General features: G+C 36.2%; 27 protein-coding genes. 10 read left to right on the top strand and 17 right to left on the bottom strand.

Annotation, left to right across the window (positions count from 1 at the left end; translation table 11 throughout):
* Window positions 1-136 precede the first annotated feature (136 nt).
* On the top strand, window positions 137-2,674 hold the full coding sequence (locus CHRYMOREF3P_RS14110) for an ATP-dependent Clp protease ATP-binding subunit (protein ID WP_077413662.1): 2,538 nt from the start codon (window positions 137-139) through the stop codon (window positions 2,672-2,674).
* A 213-nt stretch (window positions 2,675-2,887) separates the two neighbouring features.
* Here CHRYMOREF3P_RS14110 and CHRYMOREF3P_RS14105 read toward each other — a convergent pair whose 3' ends face one another.
* Window positions 2,888-3,415, bottom strand: a complete 528-nt coding sequence (locus CHRYMOREF3P_RS14105; RefSeq protein ID WP_180564887.1) for a hypothetical protein — start codon at window positions 3,413-3,415, stop codon at window positions 2,888-2,890.
* 191 nt (window positions 3,416-3,606) lie between these two features.
* On the opposite strand from CHRYMOREF3P_RS14105, the gene mnmA reads away from it, so the two are divergent.
* Both mnmA and CHRYMOREF3P_RS14095 read left to right on the top strand, forming a co-directional pair.
* The gene (gene mnmA, locus CHRYMOREF3P_RS14100; RefSeq protein ID WP_180564886.1) at window positions 3,607-4,794 is read left to right on the top strand and encodes a tRNA 2-thiouridine(34) synthase MnmA; all 1,188 of its coding nucleotides are present in this window, start codon (window positions 3,607-3,609) and stop codon (window positions 4,792-4,794) included.
* Window positions 4,795-4,915: 121 nt separating this feature from the next.
* Window positions 4,916-5,116, top strand: coding sequence for a hypothetical protein (locus CHRYMOREF3P_RS14095; protein WP_077413256.1), 201 nt, complete (start codon window positions 4,916-4,918; stop codon window positions 5,114-5,116).
* A gap of 70 nt (window positions 5,117-5,186) precedes the next feature.
* Here CHRYMOREF3P_RS14095 and CHRYMOREF3P_RS14090 read toward each other — a convergent pair whose 3' ends face one another.
* A complete protein-coding gene (locus CHRYMOREF3P_RS14090; protein ID WP_180564885.1) occupies window positions 5,187-5,537 on the bottom strand; it encodes a hypothetical protein in 351 nt (116 codons plus the stop codon).
* A gap of 12 nt (window positions 5,538-5,549) precedes the next feature.
* Complete coding sequence (locus tag CHRYMOREF3P_RS14085) at window positions 5,550-6,287, bottom strand: glycine-rich domain-containing protein (RefSeq protein ID WP_180564884.1); 738 nt, start codon at window positions 6,285-6,287, stop codon at window positions 5,550-5,552.
* A gap of 138 nt (window positions 6,288-6,425) precedes the next feature.
* Here CHRYMOREF3P_RS14085 and CHRYMOREF3P_RS14080 point away from each other — a divergent pair, with 138 nt between their 5' ends.
* The 3 genes from CHRYMOREF3P_RS14080 to CHRYMOREF3P_RS14070 all read left to right on the top strand — a co-directional run bounded on the left by CHRYMOREF3P_RS14080 (window position 6,426) and on the right by CHRYMOREF3P_RS14070 (window position 9,002).
* Window positions 6,426-7,322 (top strand): hypothetical protein, encoded by an 897-nt coding sequence (locus tag CHRYMOREF3P_RS14080; protein WP_077413253.1) that lies wholly within the window; start codon window positions 6,426-6,428, stop codon window positions 7,320-7,322.
* A gap of 91 nt (window positions 7,323-7,413) precedes the next feature.
* Window positions 7,414-7,611: a hypothetical protein gene (locus CHRYMOREF3P_RS14075; protein WP_077413252.1), complete on the top strand. Its 198-nt coding sequence runs from the start codon at window positions 7,414-7,416 to the stop codon at window positions 7,609-7,611.
* A 164-nt stretch (window positions 7,612-7,775) separates the two neighbouring features.
* Complete coding sequence (locus tag CHRYMOREF3P_RS14070) at window positions 7,776-9,002, top strand: DUF6051 family protein (protein WP_180564883.1); 1,227 nt, start codon at window positions 7,776-7,778, stop codon at window positions 9,000-9,002.
* 108 nt (window positions 9,003-9,110) lie between these two features.
* Here the strand turns inward: CHRYMOREF3P_RS14070 and CHRYMOREF3P_RS14065 are convergent, their stop codons facing one another.
* The 10 genes from CHRYMOREF3P_RS14065 to CHRYMOREF3P_RS14020 all read right to left on the bottom strand — a co-directional run bounded on the left by CHRYMOREF3P_RS14065 (window position 9,111) and on the right by CHRYMOREF3P_RS14020 (window position 17,718).
* Complete coding sequence (locus CHRYMOREF3P_RS14065) at window positions 9,111-9,854, bottom strand: LytR/AlgR family response regulator transcription factor (protein ID WP_077413250.1); 744 nt, start codon at window positions 9,852-9,854, stop codon at window positions 9,111-9,113.
* Between the two features lie 60 nt (window positions 9,855-9,914).
* A complete protein-coding gene (locus tag CHRYMOREF3P_RS14060; RefSeq protein ID WP_077413249.1) occupies window positions 9,915-10,190 on the bottom strand; it encodes a 2TM domain-containing protein in 276 nt (91 codons plus the stop codon).
* A 30-nt stretch (window positions 10,191-10,220) separates the two neighbouring features.
* Window positions 10,221-10,517 (bottom strand): 2TM domain-containing protein, encoded by a 297-nt coding sequence (locus CHRYMOREF3P_RS14055; protein ID WP_047380084.1) that lies wholly within the window; start codon window positions 10,515-10,517, stop codon window positions 10,221-10,223.
* Between the two features lie 125 nt (window positions 10,518-10,642).
* Window positions 10,643-11,212: a methyltransferase family protein gene (locus tag CHRYMOREF3P_RS14050; RefSeq protein WP_180564882.1), complete on the bottom strand. Its 570-nt coding sequence runs from the start codon at window positions 11,210-11,212 to the stop codon at window positions 10,643-10,645.
* A gap of 51 nt (window positions 11,213-11,263) precedes the next feature.
* Window positions 11,264-11,569, bottom strand: a complete 306-nt coding sequence (locus CHRYMOREF3P_RS14045) for a 2TM domain-containing protein (RefSeq protein WP_077413247.1) — start codon at window positions 11,567-11,569, stop codon at window positions 11,264-11,266.
* A 4-nt stretch (window positions 11,570-11,573) separates the two neighbouring features.
* The gene (locus CHRYMOREF3P_RS14040; protein WP_077413246.1) at window positions 11,574-12,887 is read right to left on the bottom strand and encodes a 2TM domain-containing protein; all 1,314 of its coding nucleotides are present in this window, start codon (window positions 12,885-12,887) and stop codon (window positions 11,574-11,576) included.
* 141 nt (window positions 12,888-13,028) lie between these two features.
* The gene (locus CHRYMOREF3P_RS14035; protein WP_077413245.1) at window positions 13,029-13,688 is read right to left on the bottom strand and encodes a hypothetical protein; all 660 of its coding nucleotides are present in this window, start codon (window positions 13,686-13,688) and stop codon (window positions 13,029-13,031) included.
* Between the two features lie 50 nt (window positions 13,689-13,738).
* Window positions 13,739-15,985 (bottom strand): TonB-dependent receptor, encoded by a 2,247-nt coding sequence (locus CHRYMOREF3P_RS14030; RefSeq protein WP_077413244.1) that lies wholly within the window; start codon window positions 15,983-15,985, stop codon window positions 13,739-13,741.
* A gap of 93 nt (window positions 15,986-16,078) precedes the next feature.
* Window positions 16,079-16,981, bottom strand: coding sequence for a GyrI-like domain-containing protein (locus CHRYMOREF3P_RS14025; RefSeq protein ID WP_180564881.1), 903 nt, complete (start codon window positions 16,979-16,981; stop codon window positions 16,079-16,081).
* A gap of 89 nt (window positions 16,982-17,070) precedes the next feature.
* A complete protein-coding gene (locus tag CHRYMOREF3P_RS14020; RefSeq protein WP_180564880.1) occupies window positions 17,071-17,718 on the bottom strand; it encodes a 4'-phosphopantetheinyl transferase family protein in 648 nt (215 codons plus the stop codon).
* 242 nt (window positions 17,719-17,960) lie between these two features.
* Here CHRYMOREF3P_RS14020 and CHRYMOREF3P_RS14015 point away from each other — a divergent pair, with 242 nt between their 5' ends.
* The gene (locus tag CHRYMOREF3P_RS14015; protein WP_077413241.1) at window positions 17,961-18,464 is read left to right on the top strand and encodes a superoxide dismutase family protein; all 504 of its coding nucleotides are present in this window, start codon (window positions 17,961-17,963) and stop codon (window positions 18,462-18,464) included.
* A 54-nt stretch (window positions 18,465-18,518) separates the two neighbouring features.
* On the opposite strand, the gene CHRYMOREF3P_RS14010 is transcribed toward CHRYMOREF3P_RS14015, so the two are convergent.
* A complete protein-coding gene (locus tag CHRYMOREF3P_RS14010; protein ID WP_077413240.1) occupies window positions 18,519-20,648 on the bottom strand; it encodes a carboxy terminal-processing peptidase in 2,130 nt (709 codons plus the stop codon).
* 344 nt (window positions 20,649-20,992) lie between these two features.
* Here CHRYMOREF3P_RS14010 and CHRYMOREF3P_RS14005 point away from each other — a divergent pair, with 344 nt between their 5' ends.
* Together CHRYMOREF3P_RS14005 and surE are read left to right on the top strand one after the other, a co-directional pair.
* Entirely contained in the window at window positions 20,993-21,163 is a 171-nt protein-coding gene (locus CHRYMOREF3P_RS14005) for a lmo0937 family membrane protein (RefSeq protein ID WP_047380070.1), read from the top strand.
* 401 nt (window positions 21,164-21,564) lie between these two features.
* Entirely contained in the window at window positions 21,565-22,353 is a 789-nt protein-coding gene (gene surE, locus CHRYMOREF3P_RS14000; protein ID WP_077413238.1) for a 5'/3'-nucleotidase SurE, read from the top strand.
* Window positions 22,354-22,413: 60 nt separating this feature from the next.
* On the opposite strand, the gene CHRYMOREF3P_RS13995 is transcribed toward surE, so the two are convergent.
* From CHRYMOREF3P_RS13995 to CHRYMOREF3P_RS13985, 3 genes are read right to left on the bottom strand one after another with little or no spacing between them, the layout of a single operon-like run.
* Window positions 22,414-23,817: a radical SAM protein gene (locus CHRYMOREF3P_RS13995; protein ID WP_077413237.1), complete on the bottom strand. Its 1,404-nt coding sequence runs from the start codon at window positions 23,815-23,817 to the stop codon at window positions 22,414-22,416.
* Window positions 23,818-23,827: 10 nt separating this feature from the next.
* Window positions 23,828-24,061, bottom strand: coding sequence for a hypothetical protein (locus tag CHRYMOREF3P_RS13990; protein WP_180564879.1), 234 nt, complete (start codon window positions 24,059-24,061; stop codon window positions 23,828-23,830).
* Window positions 24,058-24,813: a prolipoprotein diacylglyceryl transferase gene (locus tag CHRYMOREF3P_RS13985; RefSeq protein WP_180564878.1), complete on the bottom strand. Its 756-nt coding sequence runs from the start codon at window positions 24,811-24,813 to the stop codon at window positions 24,058-24,060. Before CHRYMOREF3P_RS13985 ends, CHRYMOREF3P_RS13990 begins: the two co-directional genes overlap by 4 nt.
* A 61-nt stretch (window positions 24,814-24,874) precedes the next feature.
* On the opposite strand from CHRYMOREF3P_RS13985, the gene CHRYMOREF3P_RS13980 reads away from it, so the two are divergent.
* Window positions 24,875-25,915 (top strand): GMP reductase, encoded by a 1,041-nt coding sequence (locus CHRYMOREF3P_RS13980; RefSeq protein WP_077413234.1) that lies wholly within the window; start codon window positions 24,875-24,877, stop codon window positions 25,913-25,915.
* Window positions 25,916-25,946 lie beyond the last annotated feature (31 nt).

Raw genomic sequence — 25,946 nt, 5'->3', positions numbered from 1 at the left:
ATAACAAACTTAATCATTTTCAATAAGATAATAAAATTTTTTCTGCCATAAAGTCATTAATTGATTTTTGGTAAAATATTTGTAATTTAGATAATGAATAAAAGGTAATGTTGCCTTTGTTCTAATGAGATATATTATGGATTATAAGTTTTCACAAGGTTTGAGCCAGGTGTTCAAACAAAGCAAAAGCGAAGCTAAAAGGCTGAAAAGTGAATTTCTTAATACAGAACATCTACTTTTAGGTATTATAAAAACGGAAAACTCTGCAAAAGAAATCCTTCAAAACCTTAATGCGGATTTAACACAAATCAGAAGAAAAATTGAAACTTTAAATACAGCAAGTCTAAATCCTATTTCTGAAGAGGTTACCAATATTTCTTTCACCAAGATGGCAGACCATGCCATTAAACGTGCAGAGCTAGAATGCCGTCAATATAAAAGCAATGAAATTAATACCGTTCACCTGCTTTTAGGTATTCTTTATAAATATGAGGATCCTACTTCAAATATCCTGGGAGCTTATGACATAGACTATGAGGGAGTTTCAAGAGAATACCAGACTATGCTTAAAAATTCAGGCCAGTCTCCACAGATGAGTGCTTATGATGACGATGATGAAAGAGAAGAATTTGAGCAAATGAGAAAGCCTACAGGAAATCTAGGTTCTGCAAAAAGTAAAACACCTACATTGGATAACTTTGGTAGAGACCTTACTTCTTTGGCCAGGGATGGAAAGCTAGACCCGGTAATCGGCCGTGAAAAAGAAATTGAGAGAGTTTCTCAGATCTTATCCCGTAGAAAGAAAAACAATCCTCTTCTTATTGGAGAGCCGGGAGTTGGTAAATCTGCTATTGCTGAAGGTTTAGCATTAAGAATTCAACAGAAAAAAGTGTCAAGAGTTCTTTACGGAAAACGTGTGATCACTTTAGACCTGGCAAGTTTAGTTGCCGGAACTAAATACCGTGGTCAGTTTGAAGAAAGAATGAAGGCCATCATGACGGAACTGGAAAAAAACAGAGATGTCATCTTATTTATTGATGAGCTTCATACGATTGTAGGAGCGGGAAGTTCTACAGGAAGTTTAGATGCTTCCAATATGTTCAAACCGGCTTTGGCAAGAGGAGAAATTCAATGCATCGGGGCTACGACTCTGGATGAATATCGTCAGTATATTGAAAAAGACGGTGCTTTAGAAAGAAGATTCCAGAAAGTAATGGTGGAGCCTACTTCTATTGATGAAACCATTCAGATTCTGAACCAGATTAAGGATAAGTATGAAGAACACCACAATGTAATTTATACGCCTGAAGCAATTAATGCCTGTGTCAATCTGACAGCAAGATATATTACAGACCGTTTCTTACCGGACAAAGCGATTGATGCAATGGACGAAGCTGGGTCAAGAGTTTACATCAAGAACATGAAAGTTCCTACGGAGATCATTGATTTTGAAAAGAAAATTGAAGATATCAAAGAACTGAAGCAGAAAGCTGTAAAAGCTCAGGATTATCTTGAGGCAAGAAAGCTTAAAGATGAAGAGGAAAGACTTCAGATGGAACTGAATGCTGCTCAGGAAAAATGGGATAAAGATGTAAAAGAGAAAAAAGAAACCGTGAGTGAGGAAAGTGTAGCGGAAGTGGTTTCTATGATGAGTGGAGTTCCTGTAACAAAAGTTGGCAAGAACGAGCTTGATAAGCTTGCCCAGATGGATGAAAAACTGAACGGAAAAGTAATCGGTCAGGAAGATGCTGTGAAAAAAGTTGTGAAAGCAATTCAAAGAAACAGAGCCGGTCTTAAAGATCCAAATCGTCCTATCGGTACATTTATTTTCCTTGGAACAACCGGGGTTGGTAAAACCGAGCTGGCTAAAGTAATGGCGAGAGAACTGTTTGAATCCGACGAATCTTTGATCAGAATTGACATGAGTGAATACATGGAGAAATTCGCAGTTTCAAGATTGGTGGGTGCGCCTCCGGGATACGTAGGATATGAAGAAGGTGGTCAGCTGACTGAAGCGGTAAGAAGAAAACCTTATGCTGTGGTTCTTTTGGATGAGATTGAAAAAGCTCACCCGGATGTATTCAATATTCTGTTACAGATCCTTGATGAAGGTCACGTTACAGACAGCTTAGGGAGAAAAATCGACTTCAGAAATACGATTATCATTCTTACTTCCAATATCGGAACCAGAGATCTTAAAGACTTTGGAGATGGTGTAGGATTCGGAACTTCAGCTAAAAAGACAAGCTCAGATACAAGAGCGAGAAGTACCATTGAAAGTGCTCTTAAGAAAGCATTTGCTCCTGAATTCTTAAACAGAATTGATGACATTGTGATCTTCAACTCTCTTGTTCAGGATGATATCAAGAAGATTATTGATATTGAATTGAACAAATTGTATGGCAGACTTGAAAAATTAGGATATAAAGTTGACTTAACTGAAGATGCTAAAAACTTCATTTCTGAAAAAGGATGGGATAAAGATTTCGGTGCAAGACCATTGAAACGAGCAATCCAGAAATATATTGAAGACTTATTGGCAGAAATGTTGGTAAACAAGCAATTGAATGAAGGAGAAACCGTAGTTCTTGACCTTAATGATGCTAAAGACGGACTGATTGGAAAAACGCAGAAAGCGAAAAAATCAGCTGCTGAGAAGTCTTCTCAATCATAATTGAATAAATAATTTAATTTCAAATAGAAAAGCCCCGGGAAATTTTCCGGGGCTTTTCGTTTTATAAGTTTTACGTTAAAACCAATTATATTGAGTATTGTATTGAACTCCAAATATCTTTGTGGCTTAACATTATGAGGTTTGGCTGAAGCCGAATGAATTTTGTTCTTTGATTAAACGGGCTAAAGCCCGTTCCTATTGATAAACCAGGCATTAAAGCCCTACTACAAAACCGATATTCGGGATCAGACCGCTTGAAAACACACTGGAATTCTGCTTCCAGAGTACATTATACATCAATCCAATCTGCATAAAAGAATTATTCCCGATTCTTTGCATATATCCTCCTCCAAGATACAATGCATTTTCTTCTGTATTGTATTTATAATCATAGTATTTATCTTTATAGTCAACAAAATAATGCTGATAGTTTGCTCCCACATAAAATGATCTGGCAAAATAGTAATTGACAAATGGCCCTACCCCAAACATGGTAGATTTATAAGAATTGGAAGTCTGCCAGGATACACTTCCCACAACACCTGCCTCAAGATCATCCGTAAGCCTGTAACCTACTCTTGGTGAAGCAGACAGATTAAAAGCACTATTACTCCCGAATCCTAATCCGATTCCCCCTCCAAAAGTCCATTTGCTGTTTTCCTGCACCGGAGTTCCTACTGAAACCTGGGAAAACGCTGACCCCGAGATGATCAGCATCATTGAAATAATAATTTTTTTCATATGTAGATATATTTTGTTTTGATGATATTGTATACTCCCATCACTTGTTATAGTACGGTATAATGGCAAATACGATTAATATCGTTTTTATCAATGTTTAAAATTATGGTTTTTTTACGAATTTATTTAGTTGTATTTTTGCCGCATCAAACTAAGAACTCCCGTTAAGAGTTTCGTAAAATTGAAATACAATGAAAATAGTAGTAGGCCTCTCCGGAGGTGTAGATTCTAGTGTTACAGCGTATTTGCTGCAACAGCAAGGCCATGAAGTGGTGGCTTTGTTTATGAGAAACTGGAACGATGCTTCCGTAACTCTGGAAGATGAATGTCCCTGGATTGAGGACAGTAATGATGCCCTTATGGTGGCACAAAAGCTTGGAATTCCTTTTCAGGTGATAGACATGAGTGAACTTTACAAGGAACGTATCGTTGATTATATGTTTGCAGAATATGAAAAAGGAAGAACTCCCAACCCGGATGTATTATGTAACAGAGAAGTAAAATTCGATGTTTTCATGAAGACCGCAATGTCATTGGGGGCAGATAAGGTGGCAACCGGACATTATGCAAGAGTAAACTCTACTTTTGACGAAAACGGAAAAGAAATTTTCCACCTTCTTGCCGGAAAAGACAACAATAAAGATCAGTCTTATTTCCTTTGCCAGCTAAGCCAGGATCAACTTTCAAAAGCGTTGTTCCCTATCGGAGAACTTACAAAACCTCAGGTAAGAGAAATCGCAAAGGAGATCGGGTTGGTAACAGCAGATAAAAAGGATTCTCAGGGATTATGTTTTATCGGGAAGGTGAGCCTTCCACAGTTTTTACAGCAACAATTGAAGCCCAATGAAGGGGAAATTGTAGAAATTTTCAAAGATTCACCTTTATTTTCGGAAGAAAAACCAGAATTCGCTTCTAAAGAAGAAGAACTTGAGTTTTTATCCAGAAAAATCAACTATAAAAAGTCTGACGGAAAAGTAATCGGGAAACATCAGGGAGCCCAGTTTTTCACCATCGGACAAAGCCGGGGCCTTGGAATAGGCGGGCACAAGGAAAGCTGTTTTATTATCTCCAGAGAGATGGAAAACAATATCATTTTCGTGGGAGAAGGAAGCCATTTCCCTGGTCTTCACAAAAAAGCATTGAAAATAGATAATTCTGAACTGCACTGGGTACGTGAGGATATGAAACTTCAGAGTGGAGAATCTATGGAAGTAATGGCCAGATTCCGATACAGACAGGCTTTGCAGAAAGCAATTCTGTATCAGTTTGAAAATGCATTATATATTGAGTTTGATGAACTTCAGTCTGCCATTGCGGAAGGACAGTTTGCTGCATGGTATATTGATGATGAACTTATCGGAAGCGGTGTGATTGCGTAAAGGATGATGAGTTCAGGGTTGAGAATATATAAGTTTGTTTTTTGAAGAAATAATTTTAAAGTTTTCTGTAACGTTTTTTAAGTTGTCTTACTTACTGAGTAAATAACAATAAAAAATTACTATGAAAACAACTACAAAAAACCAGTATGCTTATGTAAACAATATCCTGATCTCAGTTGTATCTGCGGTTTTCGGTTACAATCTTTATCAGGCAATTGTACATCCTGAGAATTCAAATATCGGAATCAGCCTTATTTTAGTGGTGATCACTTCCATTATGGTTAGAAAATATGGCTACCAGCCCATAAAAGAAAAAAAGTAAGAGATTTGATCTCTATACCTTATTATAAAGCCCGGAACAGTTCTGTTTCGGGTTTGTTTTTATGAAACAATTACTTTGTTTTCTTGTTGACGTGGCTCATGATAAGAAACACTGCCACAATACATTCCAGGATTAAAATCATAACGAGAAATCCAACGGGTTTTCCCAGCATGATTCCTCTTACCAGTTTTATAATTCCCAGTAAAAAAATGAAGCCTGTAAAATAAAATGTAGTCTCCGAAATGGTTTCTCTCAAGGAGTTTAAAATAAAAACTGAAGCATAGAATCCGAGAACCAGAATGAGATAAAACTTCAGAAAATCCGGCCCTTTAAGAATAATGGGATTCAATGTCTGACATGCTGTCATAAACCACATAAAGCTTACTCCAACAGGAACTGAGTGAATGGTTAGTTTTTTCATATTGATTATTTTTTATCCTCCACATCCCCCACAACCACCACAGCCTCCGCCACAACCACCTCCTCCGCTGCAGCTCGATCCTCCGCAGCTTCCACCTCCTCCTCCATCATTGCTTTGCTTATCCTTTCTATTAGGATCGGAAATTTCACCATCTCCTATGATTGAGGTTATTGTTCCCAAAATAAAAATAATGGCAAAAATCACTGCCGTGACCAACAATCCGGTGAATCCTCCTCCTTCTGTACAGGAAAACAGCAGCAATAAAATAAAAATTGGAGAAAAAAAGGCCATCTTTTTCATCCAGCGTCTTACTTTAGATTCTTTCTTTTTCCCTTTCCATATTTCTTCGGGTGCTTCCTGCTGAAATATGTTCCTGTAGCCGGACATCGTATCTTCAAACCAATTCTCATGCTTCACTCTTTCTGTGTTTCCTCCTTTAGAAGGATAATGGTGAAGCGGTCTTTTTAAAATATTCGGACAGAATTCTTCCCAATAATTCTGGGTGTAGATCAGATGCAGATGCCATACTTTATCCACTATTTCGCTGGGAGAGGCCCCGTTGGGAAGAATACAGCAGAGATAGACAAACTTTTTATATTCTTCTATCGCTTTTTTTGCAAAATCAAGGCTCCAGCTTTCTTCTTTTGCCAGTTTTTTTGAAAAAGGGAAAGCAACGCCGGGAGCATCCAGCGAAAATCCCTGTATCCGGTTCCAGAGGGATTCATCTTTTAATAACATTCTTGTTTCCATTGTTTTAAATTTTGTTTTCTATTCAAATATCAATGGATTTTAAAATATAAAAATCTCTCAAAAGTCTTTTTTGGCTTGATAAAAATCTTAAATTAGTCTTATAAAACTAAAACGAATCTGACCATAAAAAATAAACAGATGAAAAAGGAAGATATACTGCATCTTGAAAAACTGATGAATTTCTTAAGCCGCCATTTTTTAAAGAAAAACCATTGGGAAGACGTTACCAAAACCGAATGGTCCTACATCAGCGCAGAACTGAATGAGCTCATTATCAATGATCATTCAGAGAAAGAAATTAAAAAAGAACCAGATCTTCTGGGGACTAATTACCTGTATGAACACCTGATTATCAATAAACTGAAAAAATTCAGGCAAAATGAAAATGCTGTTCTGAGCAGACCGAACCTTGCAAAACTGAGTCTAATTGTCAAAGTTCTGGGTTACTCCAATTATATAGACTTCATCAATTCCACTACAGAGTCTTTCAACTTTAATGATCTCAGGATTGAGATGAATAATGTAAATCTGAATACCGCTCTTCTGGACCGCCTGGTAGGCTGCTGGTACTCTTATAACAGAAATCTTCCTGACAATCCTTTAATGGCAAAAGAAGACCGTATATGGCGCTCTGCGATGGAAATTTATAAATCGGAGACAACCGGAGAATATTTTATTGAAAGAAGCGGTGGTGACCAGCATAAGTATTTTGGTAAGGTAACAGCTTATTCCGACTATGTTTTTATCATTATGAACAGCAACACTTTTATCCGCCAGCGGCATTTTATTTCAAGAATTAAAGATATTAAAGAAAAACTTAAGAATCCTGACTATAAACTCCACGAAATCCACTTTATAAGTACCTGTATCAGTTTCAATCAGGAGCCGATAGCCTTGTTTGAAATCTTCAGAAAAGCAGACAGAAAAAACTTTATTTCCGACTCTATCAGCTTTCCCATTGACAGCGATGAAATTCCGGAATCCATCCTTAAACAGCTTGAAGACACTGAATCTAACAGGATTGATTACAGATAGTTATGTAATTATTGATTATTATTTTGAAAATTGTTGTAACGTATTTTGAATTGTCATACTTACTGGATAAATAACAATAAAAAACATCATTATGAAAACAACAATTAAAAACCAATATGCATCCGCTAACAATGCTCTTATCTTTTTTGTCTCAATACTTGTAGGCTACAATATCTACCAGGAAATCTTTCACCCTGAAAAAGCAGATCTTATCTTGTGCATTGTCATGATCATCTTTACAGCTGCTACCATCCAGGAAAACGGAAAAAAAGCGGAAGCAAAAGAGTAAACATCCTTATCAATTTATATATCTACTGCCCCGGAATAAGACTGTTCCGGGGTTTATTTTTTCTCCTATGCCTAGAATACATTTAACTCTTAAAAATCAACATATTATAGCAATAATTCTCTAAATTGATAGTTCTAAATATGAATCCCTTCAATTGTCGTACTATGGAATATTATGAATTGTATGAAGTTTTGAAAAGTCATTTTGATTCCGGAAAAGACAGGGTTGAAATAAAGGAATTAAATGTAACTATTGAGGCTGTTCCTTTTGAATCGAAGGTTTCTGATCTGCTTTATGGTTCGGAACATCAACATTGCATCACCCACCAGCAATTACTGGAAATCAGTGAAAAAGGGTATCTTTTTTATGGTCAGCCTGCAGTGGACATCAAGGATTTCGATATTGAATGCAATAAAAGGTTTACATATTATATACTGAAGAGAGCGGATATAGAAACCGTCAAAGGGTGTATTTTTTTCTTCCATGGCCTGAATGAAAAGAAATGGGACAAATATCTGCCATGGGCATATGAACTGGCCCAGAGAACACAGAAAGCCGTTATTCTGTTTCCTATTGCTTTTCATATGGATCGTGCAGAACCTATCTGGAGTGACCGTCATCACATGATGGAAGTGGTTCGTTTCAGGAGGAAAAAATATCCGGAAAATATGAATTTCTCCTATGTGAATGCTGCGATAAGCTCAAGGCTGGAAGCACATCCTCAAAGAATATTCTGGTCCGGCCTGCAGACTTATTCTGATATTACTGAAGTAGTAAAAGAGATTAAAAACAATAAAATAAAAGGGATTTCCCCAGAAGCAGATCTGGATTTATTTGGATATTCTATTGGATCTTTTCTTTCAATGATCATTAAAATGGCAGATCCGAACCATTACTTTACCCGGTCTAAAGTTTTCTGTTTTTGTGGAGGAATGACTATTGACAGGATGTTTCCGATATCCAAATACATCATGGATACTCAGGCTACTATTAAAATGCAGTCTGTCTTCACAGAGCTGCTGAGTTCTGATTTTAAATCAGATACCCGTTTGAAACATTATCAGAATGAAGAACTTCATCCGCAGGAAAGCTGGTTCAAAAAAATGCTTCGCTACAATTATTTTCAAAGGGAAAGAGAAGAAAGAATTCATGAAATTCAGTCCCAGATAAAAGCGTATGTCCTGGAAAAAGATAGTGTTGCCCCTCCAATAGAAGCGTTGAATACTTTACGTGGAGGCTACAGGAACATTAATGTAGAAGTAGAAATCAAAGATTTCCCGTATGAGTATTCCCATATGGTTCCGTTTCCTCTTGCTCATAAGCATAAGAAAGAAGTCACAGAAGCCTTTCACCAGTTTGTACAATCTGCCAGTAACTTTTATAACTCCTGACAATTCCTGTTTTCAGGCATAAAAGAGGGAAAGGAACAGTTTAAAAATCAATAATATAAGATCCATGGTGTTTGTTTTTGTATGATGAGGAAATTTCTTCCTTTTTTATCAACTGACCAGCCAATCTTTGAAGTCTTTGACGCGGTCTCTGCTTACTGTAATTTCTTCTTCAGGCTGAAACTCCATATCCACTTTATAATAAGGTGATGTATGGATATTTTTAATATAATCTGAGCTTACAATAAACTGTCTGTTTACTCTGAAAAATTTTTTCTCATCCAGAACATCTTCCAGCTCATCAAGTGTAAAATCTGATGGATAGATACGGTCTTCTGTCTGAAGATAAACGATTTTATTCTCACTGAAAAAACAGCTTATTTCCTGAGTCTGGATAATTTTAAGGTTATACCCGATTTTTACCAGAACTCTGGACAGTGTAGATTTCTCTTTTCTGATCAGCTGTTTGATATCCTGAGAACCATTCGTATCATTGGCAGGAATAAAGGATTTAAACTTCTCTACTGCGCCTTCCAGATCTTCATCAAGAATAGGTTTTAAAAGATAATCAATACTGTTCAGCTTAAAAGCTTTCAGTGTATACTGATCAAAAGCCGTGGTATAGATGATGAATCCTTTCGTTGGAATTTTTTCAAAGATATCAAAGGACAGTCCGTCACCTAAAACAATATCAGAAAAGATCAGCTGCGGATGTTCGTTTTCAGAAAACCAGACAACTCCTTCTTCTACTGATTCTATTTTCGCAACGATCTCTATTTCAGGAAAATTACTCAGCATACGTTCTAATTTCCTTGAAGCAGGTTTTTCATCTTCTATAATGACAGTTTTGATCATTGAGCTTTAATTTTGGTTTTTAGATTTTAGGAAATAAAGTTAGATAAAAGCGGGCATATTTTAATATTTTATTGGCTTTTTCTCCTTCTCAAGCTCTTTTTCAATCATATTTCTTTCCCATTCAGAATCAAAAAGAAACAGTTTTACGGCTTTAATGAGAATAATAAATCCCCAGATCCCAAGGATAGTATATCGGTCAAACAATCGAAAATTAATAATCTTTTCGCCAAAAATATCATCCGGAATGATAAGAGCAGCAAAGATTGCAAATATAAAAATGCTTTTATAGAATTTTCTGATGTTGTTCGTTCTTGTGCTTGCAGTTTCGTAATTCATGATCGTGTAAGTTTTTAGTTATGATTATTGTTAGAATGTTTTTATTTTTCCTTTTTCCTCTTTCTCCATCAGTTCTTTTATCTTTCTTTCTTCCCAGCTTTTTCCAATTCCGAATACATTTATTGCATGAAACGCAATTCCTATTCCCCAGCCCAGCGCCGGCCATAAAAACCACAGGTATCCGGGAGCGGTCATAAGATTCAGTATTGCCAGAAATGGAATAACAATACAATAAGAAGTAAGATTTCCATAAAATTCTTTTAATTCTTTCACTCTTCTGGATGCTTTTCTGTAAGCAATGGTCTCTTTATTTGGTAAAATTTCCATAATGTTTTGTTTTAAAAGGTTAATTTGTTTTTTTCTTGAATCAAAGGTAGTTCAGGAAAAGGGGTCAAATCAATTTTATATTACCGAATGGTAGATTATGCTATCCGAATCGTAAAAACGGGTAATTAATAGATAAACGGGATCAGCTTCTTTGTACTTTTTCTGTATTCAATATATTCATCACCGAACTGCTCTACCAAAGCCTGTTCTTCGATCTTAATCCTGTGGGCGAAGGCTAAAAACGGAGGTACAAAAGCAAAGACTAAAGACAGCCAGTTATTCAAATACAAACCAAGACCAAGAGAGGTTAGCAGGGAAAAGGCATAAGAAGGATGTCTCAGATATTTATAAAACCCTTCTTTTTTGATTTTATGATCCTGTCTGATGGTAACATCTACGGTAAAATATTTTCCCAGGGATCTGATGATCATATATCTGAAAATAATTCCGGTAAGAATGAGGAGTTCTCCCAGATAAAGAATCCAAATTCCTGCAGCAATCGTAAAATGAGTGTTATAAGATATGAATATCGAACTCATTATAGAAAAAGGAATGGCAAGCCATAGAATATTCAATGTTGATTTATCTTTGTTCTTTTGATCTTCTTTACCGGATTTCAACATGTTTTTGTAAAGAAATTCTGTAAGAAACCAGGCGGCCATTGAAATGTAGAATAGCGTTGACAAAGTGTTCATCTTTAATGAGTTTTTAAAATTAAAAGTGTTTGAATAAAAAAGGAAATTCCTTTAATGATTTTTCTGCTTATCCATGAGTTCTTTAATCTTATGGTCTTCCCATTTCCTGATAAAATTAATACGGGGTAAAAAAACCGTAACAGCGTGTGCTGCAACTCCTATTCCCCAGAAAGTGGCTGTAAAAAAGTTTTTAAACTGAAAATAACTTTCACCGGGTTTCAGGTTCATACAGTTGTATACAACGATCATAGCATTCACTGCGATATAAGCGAATAAATGTCCGTAAAATCCACGTAACCGTTCTACCTCTCTTCTGGCACGTTGGTATTCAATATCATTTTCGTCAAATCTTTCCATCGTTTTATTTTTTTTGTTTGTTCATAATTTCACGAATCTTCTTTTCCTGCCATGATTCTCCTACTCCAAACACCTGAAAGGCATGGGAAGCAACCCCAATTCCCCACCCCAGTACCGGAAACCAAAACCACTGATTTCTGCTGCTGGTGTAAAGATTGATAAAGATTAAAAAGGAACATACAGTGCAGTAAGAAATAAGATTCATATAAAAGCTTTTCATTTCTTTTACTCTCTTCTGTGCACGCTTGTACGCAGCAGAATCATCTTCAGGTTTTGCACTGGAAACTTGCGGTTTATTCAAAAGCATCGGAAGTTTTACTTTAAAATGATCCTCTGACTTTTCTATGAATACATTTCGATCGGTAAGCAGAGAATAACGCTGTACAATATTGGCAAGACCAATTCCCGAACTTTCTTTGATCTGCTCTCTTACCTGTAAGTTATTTTCAATACAAAGTATATTTCCCGCTGAAAAAATTCTTATCATCAAAGGTTTTGATGACGTAGCGAAATTATGTTTGATACAGTTTTCCAGCAGCAGCTGTAAAGACAGCGGAACAACATATTTCTGGTAATCTTCCCGGGCAACTTCAAAAGTAAAATCTACACTGTCTTCAAATCTTGTTTTCAAAAGGTCACAATATGTTCTGGCAAATTCTATTTCATCTTCCACCGTTACAAGCTCTTTATCTTTCTGTTCAAGTACATAACGGTAAATCTTTGACATTGAAGCGGTAAACTTCTGAGCTTGGCGCGGATTCTCATCAATCAGTGAGCTTAAAACATTCAGAGAATTGAAAAGGAAATGAGGATCCAGCTGATTTTTTAAACTTTCAAACTGAGCGTTTGCTGATTTCGCGATTAGCTTCTGCTCTACTACTTCTTTTCTGGAAGTCTTTTTCAGCTCTTCCATAAAGCTTTTAGCATGAAGAAAGGCAGAGATCAAAAGAGCAATATTGATCATAAACCAATTCGTTACCCCATACTTTGAAGAAAAAAACTCTTGTATGGTAGCCGTTTTCTGAATCACCACATAGTTCATATAATTACAGAAATAGACCAGAATAAAGTTCCCGATGATAATGGAAACAATACTTAAAACCGCTCTCGTTCGGGTAGCTTCCGACCATGGGAATTTTCTGTTGAGAAATTCATTGATAAATCCGTTTCCAAACCCCAGTACAAAGGAATACATGGTTGAAAGAAGCAGCGTGATCAGAAAAGAATTCAAAGTCTTTTCATCATTAAAAAACAAAAAGAAAAATAATGTGGTTCCTAATGACGTCCAAAGTAATATGGTAAAGTATTTCCGTTTCATGATCTGTTTTCTTGACTCAAAATTAGTTTTTATTAAAGGTATCAAAAATTAATTCTTACCGAAGGGCTGATTTTCTTCCCTGAACGGTATAAAAAAACCTTCACGAATGAAGGTTAATTTATAAGTAAAGCAAAGAATGTATTATTTCGCTTTTTCTGCCGGAAGGCTTAGAAAATAATCAGCTTCACCTCTTCCCCAGTTAGGATCTAATGCCGTTTTAGGTTTGTAGGTCTTAAATTTTGCCTGTGCATCTTTGAACATTTCCAGTCCTTTGGTTTTGCTTCCTCCGTACTGCTCAGGAGTAAAATAAACGTCTTCTGCTTTGATAAGAGCAATTCTTGGATTTGCAGGCTCTAATTTTTCTGCAATATTAAGTTCTTCAGCAGCTCTGGCTCCGTCTGTCATATAACGCTGTGCCGGATTTACCATCATTCTCAGTGAGTAGGACATTTTTCTCAGCAAGTGAATTTCTGCATTATCTGCTCCGGCAAGATTCTGTGCCATTGACAGTTGTTTCTCGGCCTGATCTGCAATAGCATCCAGTTCCTGCATTTTTCCGTCTCTCATCAAGGTTCTTCCTTTCTGGATATAAGAAAATGCCGAATAGTACGCCGGAAGCCATTTTGTGCTTTCTTTACTTCCTATCCTCTGGAAATCATTGGCCAGAGTCTGGAAATCTTCCGATGTTTTACAGACTTCAATTCTTCCGATTTTTTCAGTCATTATTTTGTCGTAATCTGCCTGTGCAAAAGCTGTTAAGCTCACAAAAGCTAAAGCAAAGCTTAAAAGGTATTTTTTCATGATATCAAATTTTAAAAGTTAGTCTATTTGTTTGCCCTAAGGTATGTTTTTTATAAATTATTATTGATGGCATCATCCGTTTTATCTACTCCGAAACTTATAAATGCTCCAATGAACACAAAAGTATTGACTGGCGGAACGATTGCAGAACTTCTGGATCCGTCTGCAGAGAAATTATAGCCATATACATTCTTTGATCCTAAAATATTGCTGACACTCAATACGAACACCGGAAAAGCTTTCGCATCTTTTTTACCGATATTGGGTAGATAATTGATACTGAAATTCAAAGCATTATAATCTTTTAATCTCCCTTCATTTCTGGTATAATTAATTGCTTTCCCGTTCTCAAACGTAGAGGCAATATCATAATAAGGACGTCCTTTAGCATAGGTATACGATAAGTTTACTCCAAGCTTCCATTCCGGAATAAATCTTTTTGCCACTGCAGAAAGGGTGTGTTCCGCGGCAAAACTTGGCTGCAGGCTAACCGGATAATTAAGAAAATCTCTTTTAGAATTCAGGTATGAGTAGCTGATCCAATAATCAATATTCTCAAATGTTTTTTTATTGTCTCTCCAGAAAAATTCTACTCCTTTTGCATATCCGTATCCACTGTTGTTTAATGCGGATTGAGTCTGCTGATTCTGTTCTTTATCCTGATTAACATTAAATGTTTTAATCAATTGGTCATATTTTTTATAAAACGCTTCAAAACGTAATGTTCTTCCTTCCGAAGCTCTCTGAACCTGAAAAATATAATGCTGAGACTTCTGGAAACCAAGATTTGCAGGACCATTGATATATTTACTTTCCGGATTCTGATAAAAGAGACCATACGCTAAGGAAGTGGTCCAGTCTTTTGCCAGACGGTAAGCAATGGCAAAACGAGGGGCAATATTATTCTTCCCTAAAAAAGAAGAGTGCTCTGCTCTTACTCCTATTTTCGCTGACAATGCATTACTGAATCCCAGATCTGTTTCAAGAAAAGCAGAAGATATCAAATCCTTATAATATTTCTGCACCGCTTCAAAGTTCAGATTTTCATCCGTATTATTCAACTCAAATCCTCCTCTCAGAGCGCTGATTTTGTTGATCTTTCTTTCAATAACTGCTTTGAAGTTAAAATAATTTCCGTCTGTAAGAAGCTGGCTTCTGTTGGATTCAATATCATTGGTTTCTGTAGAAAAATGAAGATCAGATCTGTTGTAAGAGTAAGAACCCCCTACATTCAGAAGGTATTTTCCAAATTTCTGTTTAAAGGAAAGATTATGAAATGTATTTTTACCGTTAAGCTTTACCAGACTGAAATCATATCCGGGTTCAAGGCTTTCCGATCTCACTCCCATTTTATTGGAATTAAACATCCCATAATATTTGAAAAAGCCCCCTGATTTTGTTTTAAATCTGAAATTCAGATCTCCGTTAAGACCCTGTGGTGCTTCAACAAAATCTGTATTAAAATTAAAGACTTTCTGCATCAGACTTAAAATAGAATATCCTGCTGTAGCGCCGTAGGAATAGTTTTTATTGTCTCCAAGCTTCTGAAATCCGGCACTCAGGAAAATAGGTGAAACACCTAAGCTGTAAGAACTTTCATCCGGAAGATCAACACTTTCCAGCATCAAAGCTCCTGAAAGAGCCTGTCCGTATAATGCAGAATATCCGCCGCTTGAAAATATATTCCCTTTGAAAAGTGAGGTATTGAACTGATCTCTTCCTGCAATTCCCGGAACAGAATTTGAAAAATAATTATTGATAAGACTTCCATCCATAAAAATTTTAGATTCCGTTCCTGTACCACCTCTGATAAAAAGACCTTCTGTTCCACCTACTTTCTGCACTCCCGGAAGGTAGGTTAAAGCTGAAGAAATCTGCCCGTCAGCTCCTGCTGTGGTGTAAATATCTATTGGAGAAAGCAGTGCTGTTGCTCTTTTCTTATCACTTGCTTCAATGGATCCCGCAGAAACTACTACTGCATCAATCTCACTGATCTGTTCTTTAAGGTCAACAATCAAAGAAATTTCCTGATTTTCAATAGAAACTGTTCTTTCTATATTCTCATATTTCGGATGGGTAAATGTTATTTTATGCTCTCCTTTTTCTGAAGTTTCAAAAGAAAAATTACCTTGGGCATCTGTGGTTGTCCCGTCATAGGTATCTTTCAGAGTGACGTTTACTTCACTTACCCCTTTGTTTTTAAAGGAAACTTTTCCTGAGATCTTCACCTGCGAATATCCCATTATGGAAGCGATCAGGAAAATAAGAAGCAGTATGTTTTGTCCTTGCGTTTTCATTTTTATTGTTTTCTGGGTCAAAAATAGGATGAGAAATGCCTTCCCGTAAAAAAATTGTTACCGAAAGGCATTCTTTTGTTACCGAATGGGAAATTAATGAATCGGAATACAAAAATCAACGATCATTTTTCCTTCCGGATGTTCTTTAAAGTTGGAGTGATAGATTTCGTAAGGAAAGGTTTTTCTGGTGGTATACTTGTTTTCATTCATCCATAAAAACAAAGAAACCCAGCATTGCTCGAAGTCATCCAAAGTAACTTCGCCACTTCCTACAATGTATTTGCCCGCATCTAAAGTTTCGGCAAATACTTCGCCCTCCTGCTGCCTCAGTTTTTCATCCAGGAGCATGCAGGCATGAATTCTTACTTTGTCAAGAGGGGTAATCTTACAGCTGTCATGATATATAGCGATCATTTTCACATTTTCCCGCGGAAAAAGATTCTTCTTTATCGCCCAATCTATTAATACGTTGAAAGAAGATTCCACATTTGCAATTCCAAGGCTCATTACAGACGCCAGATTCATTTCTGGCATTTCTTTTACTTCGATTTTTAAATTCATGTTGGTCCAATTTAACAGGTTTTCAATATTGCAAATGTATTGGCTGAAAACCGTATCAATTTGTCCGTTCTTGCTATGTGTTTGTAAAATCTTGTGAAATTTTTCAGGAGCCGACCTGCGGAATTCTGTAGGGGGCACACCATAATATTTTTTGAATGTTTTGCAGAAAGCTGAGTGGTTTGAAAATCCAAGATTCCAGTAGATCTCTTTGATCTCCATATTTTTATGCATTGCCAGATGAAGGGCGCTTTTTTCTATTTTCTTCCTGATAATATAGCTCTGAAGAGTCTCTCCGGTGACAAGCTTAAATATTCTGTGGAAATGAAAAGGCGAATAAGCGCTTATCTCTGAAACTTTCTCCAGAGACAAATCCGAATCAATATGATTATCAATGTATTGAATTGTTTTTACAATTCGTTTTTTATATTCTTCCAATTCAAAGTTGTTAGTTTACAAAGATATTTTTCCGGGGCAGAATTCTGTTGTCTTTTATTGCTATAATAAAGATAAAGAACCCGCTTTTACTATAGGATATCTCCTTCAAAATGTTTGAAAAGAGGGACTACATTTTTAATTTTTGGATCTGAAGAAGCCATATAGCTATGATAGTCTTTGTGAATAAAAATCTCTTTTATAAAGAACTTCTCATCTTCAATAACACACTCCCCATTAGTTACTTCAAAAGAATCTAAGGGAAGTATCATCCCACCTCCATGTGCTTTTATAGCAGCTTCTTTTCTCGTCCAATAGGTGAAGAATCCTTTCATTTTATCCATGCCATCCTGAATTTCCTGCATCTCATTAGGAGTCATCTGAAATATAAAATCCCGGTAACTGACCTTCGGATCATTGTATTCTACATCTATTCCCAAAGGATATTCTGCAATGACACAGGCAACAAGGTCCTTGGAATGCGATATATTAAAATGAAGGTTATGTCCTTTCAAATAAGGCTTTTTGTTGGGAAGAATACCTATTTCCACCTCCGGAATATTATAAAAAGTTCTTAATCCATGCCGTAAAAGTAACTTCCCCAGCAAAGAAAGCTGTGCATCCTGCCATCTTCTGTATCTCAGAATATCTCTTTTCATATCATCAGAAAAAACAGGCAGATACCGGTCAAGAAGAGACTGGTGTTTTTCTTCGCTGATAAATGTATATAGAATAATCATTTTTTCTATTTCTTCCTTCTTTTGATGTTAGAGATTAATTACTTTCTCCGTTAAAAATAAGCTTTTTTCATCTCTTTTTAAAGCAAGCAATATTCTTGACAAAGCTGCAGAATCTGAGGCCAAAACCTATTGGATTTCGGCTGTACTGCGCCGTATCTTTTGAAAAAAAGACTGGAATCATAAAGCGCTTTGGAAAATCTTTTATAATTTTAGGGATAAAATCACTTTAAATCATTTAAAAAATGAAAGTACAAACATTAGCATTATTGGCAGGATTTGCATTTTTAGCAGCTTCATGCGGAACAACAAAAATGTATTCTGTAAATGCCAAAAGCGGAACACAAACAGGAGGAACGGCAAAGTTTACCCAGCAGGGAAATGACGTGATCATGAAACTGAATGTAACAAACCTTACTCCCGGAATCCATGCAGTACACATTCATGAAAAAGGAGATTGTTCTGCTGCAGACGGAACCTCTACTGGTGGTCACTGGAATCCTTCCAAAAATGATCACGGTAAATGGGGTGCTGAACATTTCCATATGGGAGATATAGGAAATCTGGTTGCTGATGAGGGCGGAACGGCAACACTGACTTTCAAGACAGACAAATGGTGTCTGGGCTGTACTGATGAGTCTAAAAACATCATCGGCAAAGGTCTTATTGTACATGCTGCTGCAGATGATTTCCATACTCAGCCTACTGGAAATGCAGGAGGAAGAGTGGGATGTGTAGAAATTAAGTAAGCCTTTTTACTCAATAAAAAAACCCGCTAATTTTCATTAGCGGGTTTTTTATGTTTAGGATTTCGCTCCCATATCTGATACAATATTCATTGCTTCCTGCAGATAAAGATCTTTTTTCAGATTTTTGATCCACATTTCAGATTTCTTTTTGAAAGCTTCGTCTTTTTTCTCTCTTTCAACTTCACTTGGATACATCATGAACTGAAGTCCGTTCTCAAATTTAGTTAAAGCTTTGAACTTTTCAATCTGAGATTTTCTGTTCTTCATTAGTTCATTGAACTTAGTGATATTCAAAGTGATATTTTCTTCTTTGTCCAATTGTTCTCTCCACTGGGCAGACTCTAATAACAACTGATAATTGCTGTTTTTAGCCATTCTGTCTGCACTTGCTTTTTCCAGCGCCTGAATGTTGAAATAGTTAAGCTTCTGGAATTTCGTAGGCGGAATTTTATCCCATGCCAATGCATAATCATCATATCGCTCTCCTACTTCAGCATAGGTAAAGAAGTCTTTCATCTGGATATCAGAAACGATACCTTTTCTCTGTGTAGATTCTCCGGTAATTCTGTAGAACTTCTGGATAGTCAGTTTTAAAGATCCGAAATCATCTTCTGTATTCAGGAATCTGTTCAGATCAACAAAAGTCTGAACGGTTCCTTTCCCGAAAGACTGCGGAGATCCGATAATCATTGCTCTTCCATAATCCTGCATTACTCCTGCAAGGATTTCTGAAGCCGAAGCAGAAAGCTCGTTTTGCATAATCACCAATGGACCTGTCCAGATAGGAGTTTCATTTTTATTCTTAAGAGTCTGTATTTTCCCGTTTCCGTCTTTCACCTGAACATAAGGTCCAGCTTCCATGAAAAGACCCATAATATCCCCTACTTCAGTTAAAGAACCTCCTCCATTATTTCTAAGGTCAAGAATAATTCCCTGGATATTCTGTTCTTTCAGTTTAATGATCTCATTTTTAATATCATCAGAAGCATTTCTTCCTTTAGCATTTTCAAAATCAGCATTAAAACTTGGAAGGTTGATGAAACCATATTTCTTTCCGTTTGGAGTGTTCACTACGATACTTCTTGCAAAAGTGTCTTCAATAGCTACTTCTTCACGAATCATTGTTACGTCTTTGATGGTACCGTCTTTTTTCTGAACCGTTAGTGTTACCGGAGTTCCTTTCTCTCCTCTGATCAGTCTTACAGCTTCATCAGAAAGCATTCCTACTACATTTACAGCATCGTCTTTCGGTTTAGACCTTACTTTCAGAATTTTATCACCCTCAGAAAGCTGCTTAGACTTCCATGCCGGTGCACCAATGGTAAGAGCTCCTAAGTAAAGATTTCCTTTTTTCTCCTGAATCAATGCTCCGATACCGATTACTTTTCCGGTAAACTGAGTATCAAAATCTTCTTTATCTTTTGGAGAATAATAGTTGGTATGTGGATCAAATACTTCTGTATAGGCATTCATATACACGGTAAACCAATCCATTTTCTTTCTCTTTTTGAATCGGGTAAAGGTATCTTTTACAAGATCTTTTACTTCATCAGTCGCTTTTTTGATCTTTTCATCCTGAGTAAGAGGCTTAAACTTGATCGTATCTTTCAGCTTGTATTTCTGAACAGAGTCTTTCTTTTCTTTCTGAGCTTCTTCTTTGCTGTTCATCGACTCTACTTCCTGAAGGATATTGTACTTGATGAATTTTTTCCACTCATTATACTGTTCCTGCTTGTTGGAAGGTACCTTTTTGAGTTTCGGCTCAAGAGTAAGCGTTTCATCTTCCTGAAGATTGATTGGCTTATTGAAAATATCCTGTGTTATTTTATCGATCTCATCCACTCTCTGGTATAGCCTGTCAATCGTAAGCTTGTAGAATGTAAGGTCACCCTGGCTGATATAATCGTCAAGCTTTGTCTCATGCTTGTTGAATTCATCCATGTCAGATTGCAGGAAATATCTTTTCGCAGGATCTACCAATTCGAAATAATGCTTATAAACGTCCTTCGAATAGGCATCATTGATAGACTTGGGGCTATAATGCAGATAAGAAAGTGTGTTTTTTACGCTCACCATAATCGTCTGCATCTTTTCATCGTCATTCTTTGGCGAGTTGAAACAAAACATTAGACTGGTTAATGGAATAAGAAGTAAAAATTTATTCAGTTTGAAATTTTTCCACATAAACTGTCTTTATTTATTAATTTTTTTAAAATAAGTATAATAATTAGTAGCAGTAAGTTTGGTACTGTTACAAATGATCAAATTTAATACCTTATTTGCAATTATCAGATAGTTTTGAACATTTTTATTAAATAGATCTGCAAATAATAATAACAGTGTTAGCCATTTCCTATTATCAGGCAGTTTAGCTCCAAAATGAAATAATTATCGTTCCATTTTCAGGGAATGGCCGCAACATGTATTTCTCATTGGAAATTAAAAACAGATACCACAAAAATCAATTTTCATCCATAAAGGCATAAAATATGCTGATATTTAACCAAATAACTTTAAAATGTAAAGTCATGAGAAGTTTATTATGGTTAATTGCAGTCATCTGCATCGTTGTTTGGCTTTTAGGAATGTTAGGAATAGTCCCAGGCATCAGCACGGGTTATTTGATTCACATTCTGCTGGTCATTGCCATTATTGTTATTCTTTATAACATCATTACAGGCAGAAAACCTCTTGATTAGTTTATTATTTTGTACAACCACTTAAATTGAACAACCATCAGGCTTAGCAGGTGCTTTTCAGATGAAGTATAAGATTCTTTCTGAAAAAGCACCTGTAAAGTACTGAGGCCATTAATGAAACAGGAATTAATATTTGAGAATGTGAGATCAAATCAATGTATTAATTTTTCTTCATTCTTAATTTATTTTCTAAACTTTAAACTTTTCTTTTTTCCTGCTCACAGCCTCATTTTTTAATTAAAATAGGGCAATCTCTATTCTGAATTCACAACAATTAATAATAAAACAGCTGTTTTATCACGTCTTATTTTTACCTACATTTGATGTGTTGAAAATCTATTTGTTCAATTCTTAAATGAACAAATTCACTCTATTTGAATAAAAAATATTAAAGATAATTTATGGAAAGACCACTTATTCTGGTTACTAATGATGATGGAATTACAGCTCCTGGTATCAGAAATCTTATCAGTTTTATGAATGAAATCGGAGAAGTAGTTGTTGTAGCCCCCAACTCTCCTCAAAGTGGAAAAGGCCACGCTATTACCATTAATTCTACGCTAAGCTACGAAGAAGTTACTCTGGATGGTCCGCAGACTGATTTTTCTTGCAGCGGAACTCCTGTAGACTGTGTAAAAATGGCTCTTGATAAAATTCTGAAAAGAAGACCTGATATTGTAGTTTCAGGAATCAATCACGGAGCAAATTCTTCTATTAATGTGATCTATTCGGGAACAATGTCCGCTGCTGTAGAAGCAGGTGTAGAAGGAATTCCTGCGATAGGATTCTCATTACTGGACTTCAGCTGGGAAGCTGATTTTACCCAGGCTAAAGAATTTATCCAGAATATCGTAAGAAGAACCCTGGAAAACCCAATGCCAAAAGGTATTGTCCTGAATGTGAATATTCCTAAACTTCCGGCTGAAGAAATAAAAGGTGTAAAAGTGTGTAAACAGGCTCATGCAAAATGGGAAGAAAGCTTTGATGAAAGAATAAACCCGCACGGTAAAAAATATTACTGGCTGACCGGTTATTTCAACAATATGGATGATTCCGAAGATGCTGATGAGACAGCTTTGGCTAACGGATATATTTCCATTGTTCCGGTAAAGTTTGACCTTACGGCATACGAATACATGAAAACACTGGAAGAAGTGATGACTTTTGAAAGCGTTAAAGAAGTAAAATAAACCCGGAAATTAATGATAATAAAAGCGTGAAATTAATTTCACGCTTTATTTTTATACTGTTCAAAATAATACTTTATCTTCTTTTCTGAGTTCTTCAAGATAAGCCTTTTTTTCATCTCTATAGAAAAGATTCATTGTTTCAAAGGGTATTAACTTCAGGTCTTTATTGACAATGTGTACGCATGATTTTTTCACTGCTCTTACATCAAAATCATGTGCATCCATAAAATTCATAATGATTATTCTAAACAGGTTATCATAATCAAGATCCGGCGCACAAACTTCGGGTAGACAACATAGTAACTGATTTACCTTGGGCTGAACTTTATCTACAGAAATCCCCGTACTGAATATATCCAGCAGTTGCATATGTAATCCCTTATCCTGTTCGTAAACAATAGTATTTCTTGATTCATTATTCAGAAGATCTGCAGGATTGATATATCTGGTTAAAGGAATCGTTTCGTCCTGAAGTTTTAATATATAACCCATAGCCAGAGCATCCGGATTACATGGTACCGGAATAATATCATCAGAATTTAATAGCGGAAACTGATTGATTATTTCCTGTCTTACCTCAGTTAGAGTAATCTTTTCATGGGCAGAATCTTCCCTGTTTCTTCCAGCAATTTCAACGGGTTGGAAGGTAATTCCTCTAACACATTTCTGCTTCAAGGCAAATTCTATAATTTTTCCTATTTCATCAATATTTTTGTCTTTTTGAAGGACAATAACCAATGTAGTAGAAAGATTAAGCTCATTAAGTTTTTCCAGTGCTTTCATTCTGACTGCAGTAAGATCCTTTCCTCTGAAATCTTGCAGTACTTCAGGTTTAAATGAATCAAACTGAAGATATATTTCAAACTCCGGGGCATAAGTTGCCAATCTTTCAGCAAATCCCGGATCATTGGCAATTCTGATTCCGTTGGTATTCAGCATCAGATGTTTGATTGGTTTTGACTTGGCAATATCCATGATTTTGAAAAACTCCGGATGAATTGTAGGTTCTCCTCCACTGATTTGCACTACATCCGGTTCACCTTCATTTTTTACAATAACATCAAACATAGCCTCTATTTCCTCCAGACTCCTATGACTTCCATAATGTGGAGAGGACATCGCATAACATGTGGGACAAGTCAGATTACAACGATCTGTAACTTCTACAATAGAAAGACAGCTATGCTGTTCATGATCTACGCATAGTCCACAATCATAAGGGCAGCCATATTCTACATCGGTTCCGAAATGTAAAGGTATTTCAGAAGCTTTATTATAGTTTCTGATGTTTTTATAATAATGCACATCTGAAGCTATTTTTGTTTTAAAAAAACCATGATCAGGGCATCTTTTGGTCATAAAAACAGTTTCATCCTCAATAATGATCTTGGCGCCCACCCTTTTAAGACATTCCGGGCAAAGACTGATTGTATAATCGTAATAGGTATAATTTCTTACTGGCATAGCAAAATTTTTAAAGTCCTCCGCAAATATAACCACTGATCAATCCACAGATCAGAAGGGATATAAGCATTGTCTGAATAAATTGTTTCTTGGTAAATTTCCGGTCTCCCTTTCTTTCGTAAATAAGTTTTGTTATAACAGTGATAATAAGGGAAATAACCAGTGCAACCAAAATAATTGCACCAACGATAATTACGACTAAACCTGCCAGATTGCCGACTTCTAAAATAGTTAAAGTTTTCATCTTGAATATTTTAAATATAAAGGCTTGGTATTTTTGATTTTATAAATGTAGTAAATAATTACGCAAATACAGACCATTTGAATTGTACCCATATTTCCCATGATCTCTGCCCTTGGTTTTATAAAATCTAAAAAGAATCTAAACGTAAAATAGCTGACCATAAACAGCTGAAAAATAAAACCGGAAGGGTATTTCTTATGATTTTGAATATATTTTAACCCCACCCACAGAAGAATTAAAAAAGCTATTTCATACAAAGCAACTGGATGCCTGAGGTATTGGTCTCCTAAATGCATTCCAAAAACAGAATCAGTAGGGATGCCATATGTTTCTTCATAAATACCAGTGAGAAAACACCCTATTCTACCTATAATAATAGCAAATATCAGAGGAAAAACAATAAGATCTCCTGTGCTTTCTTTATGATGCACTATCTTCTTTGCCAGCTCTACTCCCAATAATCCAAAGGCCAGGCCTCCGACAATGGTATTGTTTGACCAAAACTTTTTGATTGTAAAATTCTCAAATAAGGTATAAGGGTTTTCAAGATTACCAATCAGCTTGGAACCTATCAGAGCACCAGCAGTAGCCCCTATTAAAACTGCAGCCGAGGTGTTGAAAGAAAGTTTTTCTTTGGACTTGCGTTTCAAATAAAAATAATATCTCATACCCAAAAACATACCTCCAGCCTCAAAAAGTGGATGTGCAAGAATTGTTTTGCCGAAAATATGAAATGTTACAGGAAAATCCATTATTTCAAAAATACACTATTTCAGATTATTCACTACCTTTATTCTGACAAATAATTACAAAATGCGTATAGAATATGACATAAAACTGGGGTTCAAGGATGTAATGTTCCGCCCTAAGCGTTCTACTTTAAAATCCAGGTCAGAAGTTGATTTACAAAGAGAGTTTACCTTTAAACATACTAAGAAAAAATGGACAGGTGTTCCGGTAATTGCCGCCAATATGGATACCGTAGGAACTTTTGAAATGGCTGTAGAGCTGGCAAAAGAAAAAATTATCACAGCTGTTCACAAACATTACACCCCCGAGCAATGGGATCAGTTTCTACAGAGTCAGCCTGAAAGTATTTATCAATATATTGCCTTAAGCACAGGAACAGGAAAAGCCGATGAAGAAAAAATAAGACTAATCCTTGAAAAGCATCCAAAAATTGAATTTCTCTGCATTGATGTAGCCAATGGTTATTCTGAGCATTTCGTTGGATTTGTGAAGAAGGCAAGAGCTAATTTTCCGGATAAAATCATTATCGCTGGAAATGTCGTTACCGGAGAAATGGTAGAAGAGCTGCTTCTTGTAGGTGCCGATATCATAAAGGTAGGAATTGGCCCTGGATCAGTTTGTACTACCAGAGTAAAAACAGGAGTAGGATATCCTCAGCTTTCTGCTATTATTGAATGTGCTGATGCTGCCCATGGTTTAGGCGGACATATCATCGCTGATGGCGGATGTAAAGTTCCCGGCGATGTTGCAAAAGCTTTTGGAGGCGGCGCAGATTTCGTAATGCTGGGTGGAATGTTTGCCGGTCATGATGAAAGCGGTGGAGAAATGATTGAAGAAAATGGGAAAAAATACCGTCTTTTCTATGGGATGAGTTCCAAAACTGCAATGGATAAGCATTCCGGAGGTGTAGCAGAATACCGTTCCTCTGAAGGCAAAACTGTGAAAGCCGCGTATAAAGGTCCTGTAGCAGACACCGTAAAAGATATTTTGGGAGGTGTACGGTCTACCTGTACTTATGTAGGCGCTTCAAAACTTAAAGAGCTTTCCAAGAGAACCACTTTTATCCGTGTTCAGGAACAGGAAAATCAGGTTTTTAAAGACTAAAAATAAAAACATAATAAAGGCTTTAGAATTA

This window comes from Chryseobacterium sp. JV274 (genome assembly GCF_903969135.1).
Taxonomy (GTDB): domain Bacteria; phylum Bacteroidota; class Bacteroidia; order Flavobacteriales; family Weeksellaceae; genus Chryseobacterium.
Note: the sequence above shows the minus strand (reverse complement) of the source record. Positions and strands in the feature narration are given on the sequence as shown.